Source organism: Flavobacterium sp. (genome assembly GCF_052437795.1).
Taxonomy (GTDB): Bacteria; Bacteroidota; Bacteroidia; order Flavobacteriales; family Flavobacteriaceae; genus Flavobacterium.
Window position 1 is genome coordinate 345,011 of the sequence record NZ_JBQVPA010000002.1, and the last position, 16,513, is coordinate 361,523.

Consider the following 16,513-nt stretch of genomic DNA (forward strand, 5'->3'; position numbering starts at 1 on the left):
TAAATATCCTGCGCCTGCCACTGCGGCAAGGCCTATTATTGTTGTGGCAGTGCTGCCGGTGCTTTTTTTTTAATTGGTACCCCGATGATGTCGATGGCATCCTGGTAATCGCTATCGGAGATCAGCTGTTTGGCTATCGGGCCATTCTCTTTTAGTGCTATGGCCTTGGCTATTGTAATGAGAAGCTGGTCGGTAACTTCAAGTTTCATGTTGACGTCAACTCCCAAAGCGGTCGCGACTGACTGGATATAGTTGGCCGTATTGTTCTCACTTGGTGGAGCATATTCAGCAATAAGGCCCGCGATGGTATCATTTCCTTTTTTTATGTCAGAAATAATGTCACGCATCATGGCACGTATGCCGAAATGCAGGTGCGTGAACTGCTCAAAACTGACATCTGTGCTATTGGTGTATGGAATTTTACCTACCCATGCGTTTGCCGAGCGGCGGAGGTTCCCCGGATTGTTATTCCTGATACCACGCGGATAATTTCTTTTAGGATCGTGAGAATTTTTAGGGTCGGGTAAAAAACTCTTTGCCATTACACTGTTACTTTAAGCGGTTTCACTTTATTTTTCTTCATTCGCGGTACGGAAAGGCCTTTTGCTTTTACAGGCTTCTTTTCGGTACCCGTTGCAACGGCAATGACCGCTACAACTGCTATGCCCCCGGCGACCCATAACCAGGTATTGTCTGGCTTTTCTTCCGGCTTTGGAGGTGTATTCGCTTCGATGTAAACCGCCTCCTGAAGTTTTACAACTGCCTTACCGGCCAATGCGGTAAAGTAGGCAGCGGGAAATGATATTGGCTTGTAGCCGAAAGCCTCAAAGCGGATCAGGGAATTCGGATTTAAAATGTAGATAGTGAACTCTCCGGTCTGGGCATTTGCTGTAACATCCGCAGAACCAGTATTGCTTGAGCCGGGCGGAACTTCGCTAACGGTCGCCTCGCTTATCAGGCTTAGCCCGAATTCGTCTACTATCTTACCGGTTATCTTTATTGGCATGGTTACAGGTATAAAGGGTATTTCAAGCGAAGTGTGTTATAGTTCTCATCACTGAGCTCGTTTCGGAGCCATGTCTTAAGATCTTCCAATGGGAGCGGCGTTATTGGAAAGTAATTAATCTGGTTTCCCATAGTTTTATTATAGCTACGCTTTCCAAACTTTCCGTATACCTGCGAGAACATTGCCTGGTTCACAGGCTGAAGTGCATTGAAAATAGCAGCTTCGTCAGTTCCAGTAGTCCTCATGGCATCATACAGCTTTTCTGCAACTACTGACGGATTGAAATTGGAAGGTACCGTACCACCGCCAGGCATTCCATTATTGGTGGGATCATTTGCCCTTCCTGATGAATCCGTTTTTGGCAAAACCAGCTTCAGCAAAACGATCACACCTACACCGCAAGCAGTATAGGTCAGGTACTTTTTATTTTGGGGAGATAGTGCCATAGTTAAAATACGTTTCCTACTAAAAATCGTAACTGTATCAATTCTTCATCATCAAACTGGTCGGTAAGCCATTCTACAAGGTTCATGTCATCGGCAAATGGGTTGACACCACCACGCTTTCCAAAGGCATTGAATACCTTTATCCATCCGTTGTAGTTAAGGCCGTTTATCTGTCCTGCCACTTCATCAAAATTTGCTCCGGGGCCATACATTGCATTGTATAAGGCATCGGCTTTGGCTTCCGCCTGCGCATCGCTGACGTTGGCCGGTGGATAATTAGGGTTTTGCGCGGCTTTCACGAACCTTTTCGTCCATAGTCCTACAGCATACCATATTGCAAATCCGATAAGCCCTGCCTTGATAAGCCACGGGATTATCGAAACGACCTCCGATATGGCCTTTTGTCCCGCAGGAGTAGAAGCCGCTACAGCTACGGGATTGCCCAGGCCTTTCTTTTTCTTTTTGGTATGTCGTTTTACTTTTGCCATGTTATTTCAGGCCGATGAAGCCTTTTAGCGTGTTCCAGTGTTCCATCAACCCCTTGCGTGCTTCAGGGCTGTCTATTATGGTTTCAATGCGTGTTTGATCATCCATGTCGAGGCGGGAGAACTTCTCCAGTATCGCTACTTTCTTTTTCATCTCGAAAGGATCGCCTGCCTTTACCTTGAAGGTCAGTGTAACTTCTTTTGTCATTGCATCTTTAGGCATTACTAAGCAGATTTTAAATTGTGTTTGTCTAATAGTTCGATGAACTCGTTACCGAATTCCTGGTTATCGCGCATACCGTTCAATGCTGTAAGCAGGTATTCCGCGATATAATCTTTGTTGTGCTGTATCGCTTCGATTAGTAGCTGTTGGTTATGGGTAAGGTTAGGCGTTGGACTAGCCAGTCCGGGATCAGGCATTGGAACTCCAGCGCCTTTTAAGGCCCCCATTAATGCAGGTGCCGTGGTAAGCAATGTAGTTACCAGTTCCTTTTGTCCATTTGCCTTACTCTCGCTGAACTGGTTCTCCAGTGCTTCCCGCTCAAGACGCTTTTTCTTTTTCGACAGGCGGTCATTTTTTTCCTTCAGCTCTTTATTTTCCTGTACGACCCTTGCGTAATCCATCATTTGATACTGCGCCTGGAGGGCATTCAACCCGCCATAATTGCCACCTAAACCCGGAAGGATCTCCGGGATATAGCTGGCTTGCTGGGTAGGTGCAATGGGTTCAGGTTGATGTGCAGGTTCTTCAGATGCGAAACTGTACTTAAATACTTCGCCGCCATCAACGAATGATGATCCATTCCTGCGGCGGGGCTGTATCACGATATTTCGCACTCCTTTATCATACAGCGCATTAAAATATTCTTCAACACTGTTACTTTCGGCTTTCATATCCGCCCCTGTCTTGTTGGTACAGATATAAGTACCTTTGTCTGCATCAGTAATGCGGACAGCGTAATACTGGTCAGTGTCCAGTTTGTCAATTATGTCATTGAGATTCGGCTTCATTCTCTCTAACAGGTTAAGGGTTGTAATAGTTTTCGGTAATCTAAGATCGCGCTGCCAATGCCGGTGTCAAAATTGAAGCTTATGCGCAAGTCACAGGCTGTCCCGTCACAAGGTAAACTGAACGAGCCGAAAGGCACGCCGATAGCTGGATTGAATGGCGGGATTATGCGGGTAACATCACCAATAGTTACAGACAGGACAGTATTACCATAATTGGAAATGGTCAGGCTTGTAACATTTTCGATTGTTAGCTCCGAAAGGTCCTGCGTGATAGGAGTAGATTTAAAACCGGATTGCAGCATGATCTTAGTTTAGATATTCTTTGTCGTACACAAGTACCAGTGTGGCATTGAAGTTGGCGGAGAAATTCGCTGTAGCCACAATGGTTACTTCAAGCGTCTTGCCGCAGGTGTCGTAGTCCATCGGCACTAAACCATCGTTATAAGCCGCATCACGGTTACGGTAGTGGCGAATATCACACATAGGTATGATGTCCTCTCCCGAATCTGTCGTGATCTTTGCGCTTATGGTACCGGTAGTAATAGGGCTTGACGAACTGTTGTTATGATAAAAGCTGCAACCCAATATGCGGCCGCTTTGCGGCGTAAATCGCTTTACAATTGTATTGCTTCCCGAGGCAATGGGAAGGGCTTCTGTATGGATAAGTTTTTTCATGATAAAGATTTGAGTAAAAAAAGCCAAAAGCACTGCCTTTGGCTTTTCCAATTAACCAACCAACAAACTATTATGAAACAACCTTACGAATTGTCGCTGTCTGTAAATTCAATGGCATCCAGTTCAAGCCTCCACGCCGTAGTGGATGCGCCGGTACCTACAAGCAGTGCCTGTATGTTAAACTCCGCAAGTTCACGGATCATGAACGGAGTTACTGCCCTGAACTGGTCTTCAGCGTTGATGGCCGCGCCGTTCTTAGCGAATGGTCCAATAGGCGATTCAAGCAGGTTGCCTGAACCCGATTGTGAGATCACGAACTCCCCATTTAGGAATGCAGGCGGGGCAGCATCCACATAGGTTGCGATCAGCGGTGTTACCGATGATGTCGTGGTGTCGAATATCCAGCGCGCGCCTGTTACCAGGATATTTCGGCCGGAGGCCAGCACGTTGCCTTTGTCGAAGTTGTTATAACCATTGGTCTTTACCGTTGACGGCAAAATGAGTTGGTTACTGTTTGCCGCAATAGCATTGCCAAGCCCTGCGATGTAAAATACCTTTGAACGGGCTTTTACTTTCTTGCCGTTCAGTACCGATACTGCTACGCCATTCCCCTGCTGTATCGCGGGAATAAGTGACAGAGCATCCTTTAATTCCAGTTTTTTCATTTTCGTATTTTTAAGAGTTTTTCTTACTTGTGAATTTTTCCTTTTAGCTTTTTCCTTTTTTTATGCTTATGCACTCATCAGGGAGGCGAGCACATTTTCGCCTGCATCAAGTCCGGCACTTACCGGCGCATACTGATCCATTGCTGAATAGTCGTATGATGCATAGCGCAATCCGCCGTTAAGCATTGCGGTACCGTCACAAGGGCAGTTAAGGCCAACGGCCTGCGCTTTGATCTTTTGGGCGGTAGTAGTTGCTCCCGCTTCATTGGTCACGCCATTTTTTACAGCGAGTGTTTTCATGATCTCCTGCCCCTGGTCAAGGGCAAGGCCAATACCGGCGCCTTTGGCAATTGATGTCAGGCTGTCTTTACCGTCGATGCACATTGCAAGTGCAATACCGGCAATAGCAAGCCCCGCACGTTTCATCAATACAGCGTTTTCTTCTTTCTTAGGATCGGTTTGTTCGCCAGGCTTGTGAATTGCACCAAAGGCAATTCGCCCGGCCATACCTCCCGCAAATGCACCACCAGCTACTGCGATGGTGTCCTTCACTTGTGATTCTGATGGCTTTTTAAACTTCATCGTTATTAAAAAATTAAATGGTTTACTGTTTTGTGGCTTTCGCCTTTGTTTTAACTGCTTTCGGCGTGCCCGACTTTACCGCCGCGTATGCGATGACAGCGGCCAGGGAAAGGCCGCCTATGATCAGCACGGTATTACCTTTCTTGCCGATGGATGGTGTCTCCGGGGTGTTCTTAACATTAGGGTTTACCAAAGGTTGCAGTACAAGGGTACCGCCATCCACGCCCTTAGGCAATGTATTGTTTACAGGTATATTCGTTGCTTTGGGACTTCCGGCAGATGCAGATGGTGTCGTACCTGCCGGAATGAGTATCGGGGTGCTGCCTGATGCTAATTTGTAGTTATTGCCCTCTACCGTAGTCACGATCGTAGATGTGAATAGCGGGGCCATACTGTAAGTGTTGGCTTTAAACGTTACAGGTACCTGTACCACGCTTACTCCCATATTGGCTATAACTGCCTTAATGGCTTCGTCAATAGTGCGTAAACCCTCATAAACGAGATACTGGCGATTGTCCTGAGCATCTACCGATAGCCCTGTAGTTTCCGCGACCGCATAATGGTCATTGATAAGGTTTACTTTGTTCTCTATAGCGTTCAGGGCGTTAAGCTTTGCCTGTGGTTCAGTAATGGAAGAGGCAGCTCCTACAGCCTGGGCAAGGCTATTAACATACGGTGTGAACTTATCGAACAGCCACGCATTAAGTATGGCTTTTTCAGCGGTAGTGGGTTCATAAGGGGGGGCTACTTTTTTGGCAGGATCAATGGCTAAGATGGCGGGTACTAGTGCTATCCACTGTTTACGAAGTTTTTCAGTTAAGCCACTTGCCAGTCCCAAAGTAAATGTGTCAATGGTGTCGCATACTTTATTAACTAAATATGTCCCCGCATCCGCGAGCCACTTGCCAACCCTGATGGTCTTGCCGAAAAGGCGAAGTCCCAATCCCTGCTGATAATGTTGTATGCCGCCGTATTGCCTCTGTGCTAAATTCATTACGCCTTTGTTTTTTTAGATGATGATGATCTTGTTTTGGCAGCTCCCGGTCCTTTGTCAGGCATTTTGGAAAATGCATAACCTGCCAATGCCAGTATGGCTATACCTCCCACAATGCCCATGCTGTTCGTTGTGACAGGGGTTTTGGATGGATCATATTTTTCGTAATTCCCATCTGAGCCGGAACCCGACCCGTTGCCGGAAGAACCGCCAACATTGAATACCGCCGCTACCTTGTTCAGCGTGCCAAGGAACTTGCTTACATCGAAATTTGAGTAATTGTCCTTATTCTGAGCATAGGGAGTAACTTCAAAAGCCTTTATCTCTTTGGTTTCGGGCTTCAGCACCAGGCTTGCAATATTTATTACGGAAATGCTGCCGCCATTGAAGCTTGACTTTGTGAATTCGCTTTTTAGTGCCGCATCGTAACCGCCTCGTTTAATGCCATCAATATTCTTGTAGGTAACTGTGAAATAGGTTTCAAGCCATCCACGGAAAGCCTTCAGCACCATGTCATTATAGTAAGCTCCCAACTCCTTGTATGACTTGGTAGCCGCTTTGGAACATCCTGAATCCCAATTGTGGCCCGCATAGCTTGTAGAGTGCGCCGCTACCTGTTGGGAGTTAGTCATTAGCTTGTTGGCCAGCGCCATTACTTCGGGGCTGTTCGCGGCGATCGCATCGTTGACCGCCTTGAAAGCATTGTTGAACCATGGAATAAAACTGGCGAGAGTTTTATCAAAGTCAGCATACGTGTGTGTGCCGCCGATACAGCTAAGCGACCATCCTTTTGAGAACATTCCCTTGATGGTAGAGAAGCCAGGAATATCATTGAATGATACTGCTCCCAATCCCTGTTCTTGTTGCGGCCTTGCCAATCCTACATGTTGCATGCTCATAAACAAATCGCTTTTTTGTGTAAATGGTCCTTCAGTGGGCGTTGCAACGGTACCGTCAACGGTATAGTAGCCTTTGTCGAGGTCTCCCGTTTTCTGATCCTTTGGAACTACCACATACACGTGTGTCCATAGGTCAGGGTGTAAACCCGGCTGCTTAATACGGCGTATGTAATGATCGATGCCGAGATTAAGCAAAACACAGCTCGCAATGATGCTGTAACTTTTGCAGTCAATACCGTCATAGCGCACATGCCATGAGCATGCAGGGCTTCGCAGGTATTGCACATCCGTATCGGCTTTATACTGGAAGTGGCTATAAGCGAAATCGTGTATAGCGTTGCAGGTCTGTTGCAATGAACTTTTCTTCAGGAGCGGCGCGACCTTTTTCATGTGCCAGGTAAATCGCTTTACCATCTTTGCCATTTCCTTTACGGAGAAATCTGTCATACCATTGCCCAATGCGCTTGCCTCACAGCTGCTATAGGGGATCAGTTTTTCAAATTTCTTTCCGTCACGGAGTGGCCGGTACAATAAAAGGTCTAACTCGCTCATGTCCTGACTGAATGATAGTGCAAAGGTTAGACACAATAATCTGATAGTTAGGATTTAACACCCATAAGACAGGGTTAGCGGAAGATAAATTTAACTACGCTGATTTAGGGGGAATTAAGGTGTGTTAACAAGTTTTAGCAAAACCATTGCAAATATTAGAAGAATTATTACATAGCTTTGTATGATTATTTTCTTATATTATGTTTGAAAGCCCGGCGAATGATTTTTTGGAGCAATACCTTGACCTTAACAAGCTGCTTGTGAAGCATCCCAACAGCACATTCTTTATGTGGCTTGGTGGGGAGGGCTTCCGGGATGCAGGTATCGGTAAAGGCGACCTGCTCATTATCGACCGCTCACTGGATGCGGCCAATGGTGCGCTGGCCGTTTGCGTGATCGATGGGGAATTTCTGCTCAGGCGTATATTCCGAACGAAAGCGGAAGTAATGCTTTTGGCCAATGACAATGACAGCGCGCCGGTGCCGTTGGCCGGAGACATCCAAATATGGGGTATCGTTAAATGTGTGGTTAAAATGAGAGTATGATATGTTCGCCCTGGTCGATTGCAATAACTTTTACGCCAGCTGCCAACGGGTATTCGACCCGAAGCTTCAGCACAGGCCCATTGTGGTACTGTCGAATAATGACGGGTGTGTAATTGCGCGCTCCAATGAAGCCAAGGCGTTGGGCGTTGCAATGGGCGCGCCTGCTTTCCAGTTCGAGAAGTTGTTCGAGGAAAAGGGCATCGCGGTATTTTCATCCAACTATGCGCTGTACGGCGATATGAGTAACCGGGTAATGAACACGCTTGCCGACTTTACCCCGGACATACAAGTTTATTCCATCGACGAAGCGTTCCTGAAGCTTTATGGCTTTGACCACTTCGATCTGACCAGGTACGGCCAGCAGATGCACCGTTGGGTTAAGCAGTGTACCGGCATCCCGATCAGTGTAGGGATCGCGCCAACGAAAGCATTGTCAAAAGTAGCCAATAAGATAGCCAAGAAGTTCCCTGATCGCACCGGCAATGCCTATGTGATCGATACAAAGGATAAAGCGGAAAAGGCTTTGCGCTGGACCCAGATCGGCGATGTGTGGGGTATTGGCCGCAGATATGCCGATAAGCTGCAACGATTGGGCGTTCACAATGCCTGGCAATTCACGCAAATGCCGGATGAATGGGTACAGAATAACATGAGCATCGTGGGGCTTCGCCTCAAGCGCGACCTGTCAGGGCTTGCTACACTGGACTTTGAGGACATCAAGCCCAAAAAGAATATTTCGACAACACGTTCCTTTGAGGGTATGGTAAAGGAATATGACTACCTGCGAGAGCGTGTTGCGACATTCTCTTATGCGTGTGCTGAAAAGTTGCGTAATCAAAATTCTAATTGTAACTTAGTTACTGTGTTCCTGAATACCAACCGTTTTCGGCAGGATCTGGCGGCATATAATCCCTGCCTGACCGTTGCAACGGGTTTCCCAACGAGTTCCGCAATGGACATCAACGGATTTGCGCAAAAAGCATTGAAGCTTATCTACAAAGAGGGCTACCATTACAAAAAGGCCGGTGTGATAATTAGCGCGATAAGCCCGAACGAAAGCCGGCAGCTGAATATGTTTTGGGGAGAGGACCCTAGGCAGATGGACCTGATGCGCACCATGGATAAGATCAACCGGAGCATTGGCAGTACAAAGGTCATGCTTGCCGCACAGGATCTGGGGCGCAAATGGAAAATGAAACAGGAAAGGCTTTCGCCGCACTATACAACGCGCTGGCCTGATATTATAACCGTAAAATCGTAATTTATGTGCTATTGGTATTTGAATACAGAGGGTATCGAGGAAGAAGAAGCATGGTTTAATTCACGCTATGAACAGCCGAACCTTTTTACAGGCAGTAACGTTTTCCTGAATGGCTACGACCATCCGGAAACCTACATTATCCTTGACACTGACCCGTCAATTATCACAACGGGTACATGGGGGCTTATTCCAAAATGGGCGGCGCACCAGGACCCGAAAGAATTCTTTAAGAAAGCTAATACCCTTAACGCTAAAATTGAAACCGTAGAGAGCCTGGCATCCTACAAATACTACACCGATAACCGTTGCCTGGTTTTGGCGCGCAGTTTCAAGGAATGGAAGCACATACCTATACCGGGTAAGAAAGCTGTAGACAAATTCCCGTATGAAATTGGAACGCCGGACGGCAAGCCCTTTGCAATGGCCGGTATTTACAATATTATTGATAACATTCCGACTTTTACGATACTCACTACCGAGGCCAATACGCTTATGGCTGAGATACACAACAGTAAAAAGCGCATGCCAGTGATCTTAACCAAAGAGGAGCAAAAGCTTTGGTTACAACGGGATAAACTGGAACCGTACCACTCACGGACGGAGATAGAATTGAACGCAGCGCCGCTAATGGAGGGGGAGCAACAGAATTTATTATAATTTTACGATATGGGATTAATAAATGGCTACATACCTTATGAATTTCCTGAAGGAAGAGATAAGGCTATTATTAAATTAGTTGATTTGTACACTCGAATTACGCCAATTAATGATAAGTTTCATTTCAATGACCTTGGTGATGATATTAGGAAGAACTATCACGACTTCAAGGAATACACGCGCGAATTGAGTGGAGATGCACGAAAAAAAATGGAAGATTTAAATTATATAACCAAGATTGGTAACTTAAATTATTATCAACTTACTCAAATAGGTCAAGATGTACGACTTGCTGGAGGTCATTTTAGTTATGTTCAAAAAAATAATGAACAAGAAATGAGAAAGAAAACTTTTGAAGATACAGAGCACGAACTTAACCTTTCAGCAATAGATGCAAATAAATATTCAAAAAGGACAAGGTGGATAGCATTCATTTCAATTCTTATTTCCATCATAGCAGTCATTTACAGTATAATGGACTATTATTCTACTGACTAAATAATGCTTGCTATTAATGGAGAAATTCTTTAAATTTGAGTTCTAATCAATCAAAATATACAGCTATGGCACTTAAACCAGGACCTAAAAGGACGGCCAAATCTACAGGTGAGCCGGACAAACGCCAACGTGACAATAAGGACACTCCAGGTAACAACGACAAGTTAAAGCCACCTGTAAAAAAAACAGGGAAGTAATTTATACAGCCTCATTAAGTAGGCTGTTTTTTTTATACTGTTGTGTAGTCCGACAATAAGGGGTATAACTCCGACGATTGGGACTTTTACCATCCTGTGATAGAATCCCTGGCAATAAAATTGGTAAAGTCTCCCTTGCGCCGAGATAGTTTGCTGTGCACTCTCCACCATTAGGAGAACAGAACATTCTTTAAGTTGCTTAAAATCAACAAAATGAACGTGTTGTAAAATTTTAACTCTTCGTTGATACCTGTTAAAAACTATACCCGATTGTGAATAAGTAGGGCTTTTATTATTCGATCTAAATACTGAAATTTGTTACTCTCATTAATATCGTGAGCATCAAAAAGAATGGCCCGGGCAGTTTGGGAAAACTGTGGGCCAAATTTAGAAAGCTCGCTCCATCTATTTACAGATTCTCACGCCTGGTAGTAGATATTGCGATATTATTTGCTGAAAAGGCAGAATAATCACTAAACCGTCCTTGTGGCGGTTTTTTGTTTTTAAAAACAGTCTTGGACGTTCTTTTACAAAGATAAATAAGTAAGTAATATGTTGCTTGATTGCTATGGTAATTTTGGTTACGGACAAAATTTACGTAAGCTATTGAAAAATAAGGGATTTTGGATAATTCACATTCTGTTGTTAATAAAATTTTACTCCCTTCACCTGAATACTATTAGAAAAAAACGTCAAATAAATACCAAATGGTAAATAAGATTGAAACGTTGCAAATGATATGAACAGTATAAATAGTACAAATGATCTAAATGCTATTGATAATACAATAGATACTACAATTGCTAATCCTCCGTGTGGAATAGATACTGCCGGTGGTTCAGGAGGTGAATTATTAGCATCATTGAAATAAATCATACTGCTTTACTTTAAAAAAAGTTTCCTTTGTGGCCTTATATTTTACACCGATAAAGTCCAGGACAATACCTAAGCCACATTGGTCCACCATAAATTGATATTGCTTTGGATGGGTAATAGCAAGCCGTTGGAAACGGTTTGGTTCGTCTTTTGGCTCAAGATGAATACCGAACAGGCAGAACATACAGCCCGTGCGTTTTTCTCCCGAAACAAATACTTCAAAATAGCCACCAGTGCCATCCGGCACATTGACAATACGGTCATAATAAACTTCGCAAAATCGTATTTTATATAGCTCAGCCATTTTCCAAACATCATCATCGGTAAAAATCGAGAAAGGCCGGCACATTTCTTTACCTTTATCGAAAGTGTTACATCCAGTCTGTAGGTACGAGCCTCTCCGTTGCAAGGATTCTGATACTGTGGTAGCAGTTATAGGTTTACGTCCAGTTTCTTTGTAATATCGTTCCCATGGCTCTTTTTTAAAAATATCACAACACTTATCCGAGGTTTTAAATGGAGCATTAAGTAAACCGAGCCAACGTTTAGTAAGACCAAAGCTTTTACTTTTCGTGCCATCCTTCTTTATTCCGGTCAAATATAAATTACGGGTAGCTTCATTTTCCGGTGTCGGATTAGCGAGATAATTTATAAGTCGGCTGACCTGCATTGCGACCTTTTTGCTACCAACCGCGACACCAACATTTTTAATAACATCAGGAAATTTCATTTTTGGTTTCAGCCATATTGTGCCGTCAAATGTTTTTACGTGTTTTCTGATCTCAGGAAATTCGAGACCGGTATCGCAAAACACTTTTGGAGGAATGCCATATTTTTTTTCAATTATTATCTCTTGATAAGCAGCATCCCATTTTTCTTTAGTGTCAAGGTTAAGAATGTCAATTAGGCACATTATTACCTGCTCACGCCATTTGCCTTCAAATATACCTTGAATGATCTCGTCGAGGGTTTGGCTATCTTTACCGCCTGAAAAGCTTTGGTAAACGTGACCTTTATAGAAAAGGTAGAATTCCAAAAACTTGTAAATGGCGTGCTCAATCTTATCTTCAAGCGGCCATTGCAAACGCTCGTTAAGCTCGTGGGGTGATATTTTAAATTCCTTACTCATATCGCTAATTTCATTTGTACATTATCGTAATTCGTTTGCTCATTGCTCCAAATGCCTTCAGTGTTAGGCTTTGCTTTAAGTCCTTTCGATTCGCGCAGTGGATTAAAGGGAAGCCATGAGGCATCTGCATTCTCACATACGATCACTTGCCCTTGCCTGGTGCGCGACCATTCGGCCAAGTGCTGAAAGTCAATTTTCCTGTTTGACATAGGATATTTATGCCCGCCATTCTCATAAGGCGGATCAATGAACCACGTTGCAACGGTATTTTCAAGTTCGGTATAACAGCCCAGGATAAATTGCCAATGCTTTATTTTATGCAGATGGCGAAGTACTCTCGCAAGATTGTTCTCAAACCTGGCAGCTCCCCATGGACTAACAGTATTATTTCCGGAAAAAGCACCCTGTACTATCAGGTATCGCATAAGCGTGTATTCGCCATCACAACTGAACATTGAGCGATCAATGACACTGCCGGCAGGAAGAATTGGTAACGCTTTTATATCGTTGGCAGAGCATTGTTGCAAGTGTTGCCATATCGCAATAATGTCAGGGCTTTTATCGACCAGTATAACATTCCTGTCGTGATACATCAATGAGTATTGGCCGCTACCGGCAAATGGCTCTATGATGGTACCATACTTCGGGGGTGGGTAATACTTCACGATCTTGGATTTGGAACCGTAGTAGCTGAACATGGGCTTACAGTTTTTGGTAGTAAAAAAAGTGGCTTAAATCATTCTGTTCCCATGCCTGAAAGGTAGAACCATCAAACGTTACAGCATTGCCAAGAAGTCCTGGTGTATGGTCGGTGGTTTCTTTAGTGCGTGGCTTCCATTGGCAGATGTAAGTTTCATCGCCATATTCAGGCTTTATCCTAATATAGCAGTGTTGTGTTGGCAGAGGCTCTTTTCGGCGGTCAGTCCATCCCGACATTGGATTAGGTTTAGCCTCCAGTTCAATTACCGTAGGAATTTCCCAAAAGCTATACTCGTTAAGGCATTGTAGTGCATTTATGAAAATTCCAAAAGGGTAAAATATCGAGTATGAGAGGCGGTAAGCGTAATGGGCGGCGTAATGATCCGGCAGCACTGGATTGATTGGCCGTCCATAAAAAACATCATGCTTAAAACTTAGCATCAGGTTAAGTATTAACATCAAAATTTGCGTTGCTATATATACCGTTGCAATGATTGGGAACATTAGTATTGAGTAAATGCGGTGTAGTGTTTTCATATTATACAGATTTTTTATACCTTCTGCTATTTGAAATATATTTTTCATAATTAATAGTATTAATCGTTAGTGTTTAAAGGGGTTTCACAGAAAAGCCAGTAAAAGCGTTTCCTTATTTTTGGTAAAAATCTATTTTTAGACGCTTTCTGACCAAAGAGGTATGTCGGGAAGGCATGCCCTCTAAAACCCGGTTAAAAAGCCTTATTTTAAGTTCTTCATTTCCGATGTACACAGAAACTTCATTTGCGGAACAAATGCCGCATCGCAAATATTCCTGTCTTTCTTCTGACCATTCCCACACATGAACGTTGTAATACCGGTTCAATTCAGCGTGTAAAGGGTTGTCTGACTTAACTGCGGCCATGGCTCAAAAGATTAAGCAACCATAGCTTTAGGCCTCCGGTCAGGATCTTAGCTTTCAGGCGGCGTTCGTTGGGCGTTGCAACGGTTCGTTGCGAAATTGCAACGAACCGTTGCTGGGTTTTAATTACTTTCATAGCTTTAAGAATCTGTTAGGTCTGAGATAGTCACATATAGAAAACTTGCAATTGCACTGAGTTCAAAGAGCATTATTCTTTCCCACTTTTTATCGGGATTGATGCCTAAGTCTTGCAGGTCTTTTTTTGTGATAAACCAATTTTGACCGACCGCTTGGTAAATAGTTTCAGCTTTCATCTTTCCAAGGATTGTCAGTTAATTCAAACTCTACACACCACACAAAAGGGTTCTTGTCCCACGTGCCTTTACCGTTGATCATTTCCCAAATTGTGCGGAAAGAATCTTTTGCGGATACATAGAGAGAATTATCATTTTGGTAATCCTTGTAAGCTTGATATTCAATGTCAAGTTCTACACCCTCTGAAATTGCATCGGCTTCGCTTATATCATTCAGGCGCTCAGCCCATCTGCGTTTGATCTTTTGAAAAAAACGGGCAGCTGCTTTGGGCATGAACAACGATGGGCGTTTGTGGTAGCCCATTTTGCCAAGGGAACTGTTAGATAGTATTTCATCGGGGGGATCATCATAGTACCTGTAACCAAATCCTTTATCCTGCCACACAGAATAGCATGAGAGGTCAACGAACCTGTATTTGTGCTTTCCTGTTGCGGTTACGCCATTAGTTATCCAGTAACCATAAGCATAATAGGTTTCACGGACATAAAGCATATCGCCGGGATCCCCGTAGGGGCAGGCAATGTCATCAAACCATCGCCAACGGTCTATAGGTTCATCGCTTTCAGGGTCAAAAACATCATTCCAAAAAATCTGAAATCCTTTAGGCACATCCCGTGGTTCAATAGCCATTTCACATTCATTGTCAGCGAACCATTTTGCATCAGCTGGTAGCAGTTTTAATATGCGGCGTGTCTGTGTTTTCCGGCCATCCTTGATAGCCTGCACCATTTGGGTGGAATATAGTATTGGGCGTACTTTCATGGCTCAACCTTTTTAAGTTTCCACAATGCCATCAGCGCACATCCAACGCATAAGCAGAAGAAGCTCCACAGTACAAGTTGGTAATCATACATGTGTAGGCTGCCCACGATCACCGTTGCAACGGCAAAAAGGGAGATAAAAATTTTTACTCGTATCATTTCATTGCATTTTTAAGGTCTTCGCATGAAGCACAGTTACTACAATCGTTATGGGCCATAGCAAGATTTACACCGCATGTTGAACAAAGTTTAATCGGATTGTTTGACGGGTAAAACATAGCTTCCAAGTCTTTTTCCACATCAGTCTTATCGTCCATGATGTTTTTGTACAATTCCGGTTCATGTTCCTTGATGCAGGGCTCGGACCAAAAAATACCAGTAATTCCTATTTCATTTACTCGTTTCAACGGGCCTTCATCCACAGACCTGCCGCAGTTTTTACATTTATTCATATCAGTCAGTATTTGGTTAATAATAGTTCCTCAAGTAATATTTTGCGGTACCGCGGTTAACAGCATCCCATTGCAATGGCTTACCGTTCCTGTTCAGGAAAATACCTGTGCGGGTAAATTTTCGCGACTTACCGGCAAGAACCTTTGGGACTTCGATTTTTTTCATACTCATAGCATTAGTAATTCTTATCTATCACTCCGCCGCCAACATACACCCTTGGCACTTGTGCGGTATATTCTTCCTTATTACGGGTAACAGACACAACAAAGTCCTGGTCGCGGTGGTTAGGTTCGTCCAGGTCCCACGTTGCAAGGCTTATATATTGTTTGCCGTTACCTGCTGTAATTATTTTCTCCTGTGGCAGATCGCTAAGGCATATCTGCATTGTTCGTAACCTACCCATGGCTATTGATCTTCTATTGGTTTCGCGTATCCTTTCGGTGCGCCGTGTATGGCAACAAACTCCATAAATTCCTTGTTCGTGATGCGCCGCACTCGTGGGGAGCCATCCGAGGGAGTTACATTAGGGCGATTTGCGGCTATTATGGTATTGATCTGAGAAAGGATGTAATCCTCGGTCATTTGGTTCAGGTACAATGCAACCAGTTCGCTTTTAGAGCAGGCGAATGGCAGTTCTTTAAGGGGTGTTTTGCTTTGCGTTTCCATGGGTAGTGTTATGCTTTATTGTTCTTTTCGTAAATCTCTTTGTAGATCTCCCGGATCTTATCCCATACCGACAACTCATTTTTCAGCGGCTTGTCCCGGAAGTATTGCTGTCCTTGTGTAACTATGCCTTTTTTCTCCATTGCGATCTTATATATACCAGGACTGCTCGTTGGCACCGGAAACAGCTTAATGAAATTGGCGTTGCACCAGCTGGCGTATTTATGGGCTTCCTTTGCTTCCATG

29 protein-coding genes are annotated in these 16,513 nt (G+C 44.0%); 6 read left to right on the forward strand and 23 right to left on the reverse strand.

Features of this window, described 5'->3' with window-relative positions:
• Positions 1-35: 35 nt before the first annotated feature.
• From ACT6R0_RS08260 to ACT6R0_RS08285, 6 genes are read right to left on the reverse strand one after another with little or no spacing between them, the layout of a single operon-like run.
• The gene (locus tag ACT6R0_RS08260; protein WP_444652746.1) at positions 36-542 is read right to left on the reverse strand and encodes a hypothetical protein; all 507 of its coding nucleotides are present in this window, start codon (positions 540-542) and stop codon (positions 36-38) included.
• The gene (locus ACT6R0_RS08265) at positions 542-1,006 is read right to left on the reverse strand and encodes a hypothetical protein (RefSeq protein ID WP_444652745.1); all 465 of its coding nucleotides are present in this window, start codon (positions 1,004-1,006) and stop codon (positions 542-544) included. The genes ACT6R0_RS08260 and ACT6R0_RS08265 overlap by 1 nt, the downstream gene beginning before the upstream one ends.
• A gap of 2 nt (positions 1,007-1,008) precedes the next feature.
• Positions 1,009-1,452 carry a hypothetical protein gene (locus ACT6R0_RS08270; RefSeq protein ID WP_444652744.1) on the reverse strand — a complete coding sequence of 148 codons (444 nt, stop codon included), beginning with the start codon at positions 1,450-1,452 and terminating at the stop codon, positions 1,009-1,011.
• Between the two features lie 2 nt (positions 1,453-1,454).
• A complete protein-coding gene (locus tag ACT6R0_RS08275) occupies positions 1,455-1,940 on the reverse strand; it encodes a hypothetical protein (protein WP_444652743.1) in 486 nt (161 codons plus the stop codon).
• A 1-nt stretch (position 1,941) separates the two neighbouring features.
• The gene (locus ACT6R0_RS08280; protein ID WP_444652742.1) at positions 1,942-2,160 is read right to left on the reverse strand and encodes a hypothetical protein; all 219 of its coding nucleotides are present in this window, start codon (positions 2,158-2,160) and stop codon (positions 1,942-1,944) included.
• Positions 2,161-2,162: 2 nt separating this feature from the next.
• The gene (locus tag ACT6R0_RS08285; RefSeq protein ID WP_444652741.1) at positions 2,163-2,948 is read right to left on the reverse strand and encodes a hypothetical protein; all 786 of its coding nucleotides are present in this window, start codon (positions 2,946-2,948) and stop codon (positions 2,163-2,165) included.
• Positions 2,949-3,029: 81 nt separating this feature from the next.
• Between ACT6R0_RS08285 and ACT6R0_RS08290 the strand changes: the two genes are divergently transcribed.
• A complete protein-coding gene (locus ACT6R0_RS08290; protein ID WP_444652740.1) occupies positions 3,030-3,161 on the forward strand; it encodes a hypothetical protein in 132 nt (43 codons plus the stop codon).
• A gap of 93 nt (positions 3,162-3,254) precedes the next feature.
• On the opposite strand, the gene ACT6R0_RS08295 is transcribed toward ACT6R0_RS08290, so the two are convergent.
• The 5 genes from ACT6R0_RS08295 to ACT6R0_RS08315 all read right to left on the reverse strand — a co-directional run bounded on the left by ACT6R0_RS08295 (position 3,255) and on the right by ACT6R0_RS08315 (position 7,315).
• The gene (locus ACT6R0_RS08295; RefSeq protein WP_444652739.1) at positions 3,255-3,623 is read right to left on the reverse strand and encodes a hypothetical protein; all 369 of its coding nucleotides are present in this window, start codon (positions 3,621-3,623) and stop codon (positions 3,255-3,257) included.
• Between the two features lie 83 nt (positions 3,624-3,706).
• Positions 3,707-4,288, reverse strand: coding sequence for a hypothetical protein (locus tag ACT6R0_RS08300; protein ID WP_444652737.1), 582 nt, complete (start codon positions 4,286-4,288; stop codon positions 3,707-3,709).
• Between the two features lie 66 nt (positions 4,289-4,354).
• Entirely contained in the window at positions 4,355-4,870 is a 516-nt protein-coding gene (locus ACT6R0_RS08305; RefSeq protein WP_444652735.1) for a hypothetical protein, read from the reverse strand.
• A 22-nt stretch (positions 4,871-4,892) separates the two neighbouring features.
• On the reverse strand, positions 4,893-5,864 hold the full coding sequence (locus ACT6R0_RS08310; protein WP_444652734.1) for a hypothetical protein: 972 nt from the start codon (positions 5,862-5,864) through the stop codon (positions 4,893-4,895).
• On the reverse strand, positions 5,864-7,315 hold the full coding sequence (locus ACT6R0_RS08315; RefSeq protein ID WP_444652732.1) for a hypothetical protein: 1,452 nt from the start codon (positions 7,313-7,315) through the stop codon (positions 5,864-5,866). The genes ACT6R0_RS08310 and ACT6R0_RS08315 overlap by 1 nt, the downstream gene beginning before the upstream one ends.
• Positions 7,316-7,515: 200 nt before the next feature.
• On the opposite strand from ACT6R0_RS08315, the gene ACT6R0_RS08320 reads away from it, so the two are divergent.
• The 5 genes from ACT6R0_RS08320 to ACT6R0_RS08340 all read left to right on the forward strand — a co-directional run bounded on the left by ACT6R0_RS08320 (position 7,516) and on the right by ACT6R0_RS08340 (position 10,473).
• The gene (locus ACT6R0_RS08320) at positions 7,516-7,860 is read left to right on the forward strand and encodes a LexA family protein (RefSeq protein WP_444652730.1); all 345 of its coding nucleotides are present in this window, start codon (positions 7,516-7,518) and stop codon (positions 7,858-7,860) included.
• Between the two features lies 1 nt (position 7,861).
• Positions 7,862-9,121, forward strand: a complete 1,260-nt coding sequence (locus tag ACT6R0_RS08325; protein WP_444652729.1) for a Y-family DNA polymerase — start codon at positions 7,862-7,864, stop codon at positions 9,119-9,121.
• 3 nt (positions 9,122-9,124) lie between these two features.
• Entirely contained in the window at positions 9,125-9,778 is a 654-nt protein-coding gene (locus tag ACT6R0_RS08330; RefSeq protein ID WP_444652727.1) for an SOS response-associated peptidase, read from the forward strand.
• A 9-nt stretch (positions 9,779-9,787) separates the two neighbouring features.
• Positions 9,788-10,276, forward strand: coding sequence for a hypothetical protein (locus ACT6R0_RS08335; RefSeq protein WP_444652725.1), 489 nt, complete (start codon positions 9,788-9,790; stop codon positions 10,274-10,276).
• 65 nt (positions 10,277-10,341) lie between these two features.
• Entirely contained in the window at positions 10,342-10,473 is a 132-nt protein-coding gene (locus ACT6R0_RS08340; protein WP_444652723.1) for a hypothetical protein, read from the forward strand.
• Positions 10,474-11,332: 859 nt separating this feature from the next.
• Here the strand turns inward: ACT6R0_RS08340 and ACT6R0_RS08345 are convergent.
• The 12 genes from ACT6R0_RS08345 to ACT6R0_RS08400 form a co-directional block, all read right to left on the reverse strand.
• Positions 11,333-12,478: a hypothetical protein gene (locus ACT6R0_RS08345; RefSeq protein WP_444652721.1), complete on the reverse strand. Its 1,146-nt coding sequence runs from the start codon at positions 12,476-12,478 to the stop codon at positions 11,333-11,335.
• Positions 12,475-13,176, reverse strand: coding sequence for a DNA adenine methylase (locus ACT6R0_RS08350; protein WP_444652720.1), 702 nt, complete (start codon positions 13,174-13,176; stop codon positions 12,475-12,477). Before ACT6R0_RS08350 ends, ACT6R0_RS08345 begins: the two co-directional genes overlap by 4 nt.
• Positions 13,177-13,180: 4 nt before the next feature.
• Positions 13,181-13,762: a hypothetical protein gene (locus ACT6R0_RS08355; RefSeq protein WP_444652719.1), complete on the reverse strand. Its 582-nt coding sequence runs from the start codon at positions 13,760-13,762 to the stop codon at positions 13,181-13,183.
• Positions 13,763-14,064: 302 nt separating this feature from the next.
• Positions 14,065-14,211, reverse strand: coding sequence for a hypothetical protein (locus ACT6R0_RS08360; protein WP_444652717.1), 147 nt, complete (start codon positions 14,209-14,211; stop codon positions 14,065-14,067).
• Between the two features lie 4 nt (positions 14,212-14,215).
• Positions 14,216-14,389, reverse strand: coding sequence for a hypothetical protein (locus ACT6R0_RS08365; protein WP_444652716.1), 174 nt, complete (start codon positions 14,387-14,389; stop codon positions 14,216-14,218).
• Entirely contained in the window at positions 14,379-15,152 is a 774-nt protein-coding gene (locus ACT6R0_RS08370; protein WP_444652715.1) for a hypothetical protein, read from the reverse strand. Before ACT6R0_RS08370 ends, ACT6R0_RS08365 begins: the two co-directional genes overlap by 11 nt.
• Positions 15,149-15,310 carry a hypothetical protein gene (locus ACT6R0_RS08375; RefSeq protein ID WP_444652714.1) on the reverse strand — a complete coding sequence of 54 codons (162 nt, stop codon included), beginning with the start codon at positions 15,308-15,310 and terminating at the stop codon, positions 15,149-15,151. The genes ACT6R0_RS08370 and ACT6R0_RS08375 overlap by 4 nt, the downstream gene beginning before the upstream one ends.
• Positions 15,307-15,603 (reverse strand): hypothetical protein, encoded by a 297-nt coding sequence (locus ACT6R0_RS08380; protein ID WP_444652712.1) that lies wholly within the window; start codon positions 15,601-15,603, stop codon positions 15,307-15,309. The genes ACT6R0_RS08375 and ACT6R0_RS08380 overlap by 4 nt, the downstream gene beginning before the upstream one ends.
• 16 nt (positions 15,604-15,619) lie before the next feature.
• The gene (locus ACT6R0_RS08385) at positions 15,620-15,769 is read right to left on the reverse strand and encodes a hypothetical protein (RefSeq protein WP_444652711.1); all 150 of its coding nucleotides are present in this window, start codon (positions 15,767-15,769) and stop codon (positions 15,620-15,622) included.
• Positions 15,770-15,779: 10 nt separating this feature from the next.
• The gene (locus tag ACT6R0_RS08390; RefSeq protein WP_444652710.1) at positions 15,780-16,007 is read right to left on the reverse strand and encodes a hypothetical protein; all 228 of its coding nucleotides are present in this window, start codon (positions 16,005-16,007) and stop codon (positions 15,780-15,782) included.
• A gap of 2 nt (positions 16,008-16,009) precedes the next feature.
• Positions 16,010-16,270, reverse strand: a complete 261-nt coding sequence (locus ACT6R0_RS08395) for a hypothetical protein (protein WP_444652708.1) — start codon at positions 16,268-16,270, stop codon at positions 16,010-16,012.
• Between the two features lie 8 nt (positions 16,271-16,278).
• Complete coding sequence (locus tag ACT6R0_RS08400) at positions 16,279-16,512, reverse strand: hypothetical protein (protein ID WP_444652707.1); 234 nt, start codon at positions 16,510-16,512, stop codon at positions 16,279-16,281.
• Position 16,513 lies beyond the last annotated feature (1 nt).

What these genes read in the sequence shown, in the direction of transcription:
- ACT6R0_RS08260 (WP_444652746.1), bottom strand. Translation starts at nt 542, where the DNA reads ATGGCAAAGAGTTTTTTACCCGACCCTAAAAATTCTCACGATCCTAAA.
- ACT6R0_RS08265 (WP_444652745.1), bottom strand. Translation starts at nt 1,006, where the DNA reads ATGCCAATAAAGATAACCGGTAAGATAGTAGACGAATTCGGGCTAAGC.
- ACT6R0_RS08270 (WP_444652744.1), bottom strand. Translation starts at nt 1,452, where the DNA reads ATGGCACTATCTCCCCAAAATAAAAAGTACCTGACCTATACTGCTTGC.
- ACT6R0_RS08275 (WP_444652743.1), bottom strand. Translation starts at nt 1,940, where the DNA reads ATGGCAAAAGTAAAACGACATACCAAAAAGAAAAAGAAAGGCCTGGGC.
- ACT6R0_RS08280 (WP_444652742.1), bottom strand. Translation starts at nt 2,160, where the DNA reads ATGCCTAAAGATGCAATGACAAAAGAAGTTACACTGACCTTCAAGGTA.
- ACT6R0_RS08285 (WP_444652741.1), bottom strand. Translation starts at nt 2,948, where the DNA reads ATGAAGCCGAATCTCAATGACATAATTGACAAACTGGACACTGACCAG.
- ACT6R0_RS08290 (WP_444652740.1), top strand. Translation starts at nt 3,030, where the DNA reads ATGCGCAAGTCACAGGCTGTCCCGTCACAAGGTAAACTGAACGAGCCG.
- ACT6R0_RS08295 (WP_444652739.1), bottom strand. Translation starts at nt 3,623, where the DNA reads ATGAAAAAACTTATCCATACAGAAGCCCTTCCCATTGCCTCGGGAAGC.
- ACT6R0_RS08300 (WP_444652737.1), bottom strand. Translation starts at nt 4,288, where the DNA reads ATGAAAAAACTGGAATTAAAGGATGCTCTGTCACTTATTCCCGCGATA.
- ACT6R0_RS08305 (WP_444652735.1), bottom strand. Translation starts at nt 4,870, where the DNA reads ATGAAGTTTAAAAAGCCATCAGAATCACAAGTGAAGGACACCATCGCA.
- ACT6R0_RS08310 (WP_444652734.1), bottom strand. Translation starts at nt 5,864, where the DNA reads ATGAATTTAGCACAGAGGCAATACGGCGGCATACAACATTATCAGCAG.
- ACT6R0_RS08315 (WP_444652732.1), bottom strand. Translation starts at nt 7,315, where the DNA reads ATGAGCGAGTTAGACCTTTTATTGTACCGGCCACTCCGTGACGGAAAG.
- ACT6R0_RS08320 (WP_444652730.1), top strand. Translation starts at nt 7,516, where the DNA reads ATGTTTGAAAGCCCGGCGAATGATTTTTTGGAGCAATACCTTGACCTT.
- ACT6R0_RS08325 (WP_444652729.1), top strand. Translation starts at nt 7,862, where the DNA reads ATGTTCGCCCTGGTCGATTGCAATAACTTTTACGCCAGCTGCCAACGG.
- ACT6R0_RS08330 (WP_444652727.1), top strand. Translation starts at nt 9,125, where the DNA reads ATGTGCTATTGGTATTTGAATACAGAGGGTATCGAGGAAGAAGAAGCA.
- ACT6R0_RS08335 (WP_444652725.1), top strand. Translation starts at nt 9,788, where the DNA reads ATGGGATTAATAAATGGCTACATACCTTATGAATTTCCTGAAGGAAGA.
- ACT6R0_RS08340 (WP_444652723.1), top strand. Translation starts at nt 10,342, where the DNA reads ATGGCACTTAAACCAGGACCTAAAAGGACGGCCAAATCTACAGGTGAG.
- ACT6R0_RS08345 (WP_444652721.1), bottom strand. Translation starts at nt 12,478, where the DNA reads ATGAGTAAGGAATTTAAAATATCACCCCACGAGCTTAACGAGCGTTTG.
- ACT6R0_RS08350 (WP_444652720.1), bottom strand. Translation starts at nt 13,176, where the DNA reads ATGTTCAGCTACTACGGTTCCAAATCCAAGATCGTGAAGTATTACCCA.
- ACT6R0_RS08355 (WP_444652719.1), bottom strand. Translation starts at nt 13,762, where the DNA reads ATGAAAAATATATTTCAAATAGCAGAAGGTATAAAAAATCTGTATAAT.
- ACT6R0_RS08360 (WP_444652717.1), bottom strand. Translation starts at nt 14,211, where the DNA reads ATGAAAGTAATTAAAACCCAGCAACGGTTCGTTGCAATTTCGCAACGA.
- ACT6R0_RS08365 (WP_444652716.1), bottom strand. Translation starts at nt 14,389, where the DNA reads ATGAAAGCTGAAACTATTTACCAAGCGGTCGGTCAAAATTGGTTTATC.
- ACT6R0_RS08370 (WP_444652715.1), bottom strand. Translation starts at nt 15,152, where the DNA reads ATGAAAGTACGCCCAATACTATATTCCACCCAAATGGTGCAGGCTATC.
- ACT6R0_RS08375 (WP_444652714.1), bottom strand. Translation starts at nt 15,310, where the DNA reads ATGATACGAGTAAAAATTTTTATCTCCCTTTTTGCCGTTGCAACGGTG.
- ACT6R0_RS08380 (WP_444652712.1), bottom strand. Translation starts at nt 15,603, where the DNA reads ATGAATAAATGTAAAAACTGCGGCAGGTCTGTGGATGAAGGCCCGTTG.
- ACT6R0_RS08385 (WP_444652711.1), bottom strand. Translation starts at nt 15,769, where the DNA reads ATGAAAAAAATCGAAGTCCCAAAGGTTCTTGCCGGTAAGTCGCGAAAA.
- ACT6R0_RS08390 (WP_444652710.1), bottom strand. Translation starts at nt 16,007, where the DNA reads ATGGGTAGGTTACGAACAATGCAGATATGCCTTAGCGATCTGCCACAG.
- ACT6R0_RS08395 (WP_444652708.1), bottom strand. Translation starts at nt 16,270, where the DNA reads ATGGAAACGCAAAGCAAAACACCCCTTAAAGAACTGCCATTCGCCTGC.
- ACT6R0_RS08400 (WP_444652707.1), bottom strand. Translation starts at nt 16,512, where the DNA reads ATGGAAGCAAAGGAAGCCCATAAATACGCCAGCTGGTGCAACGCCAAT.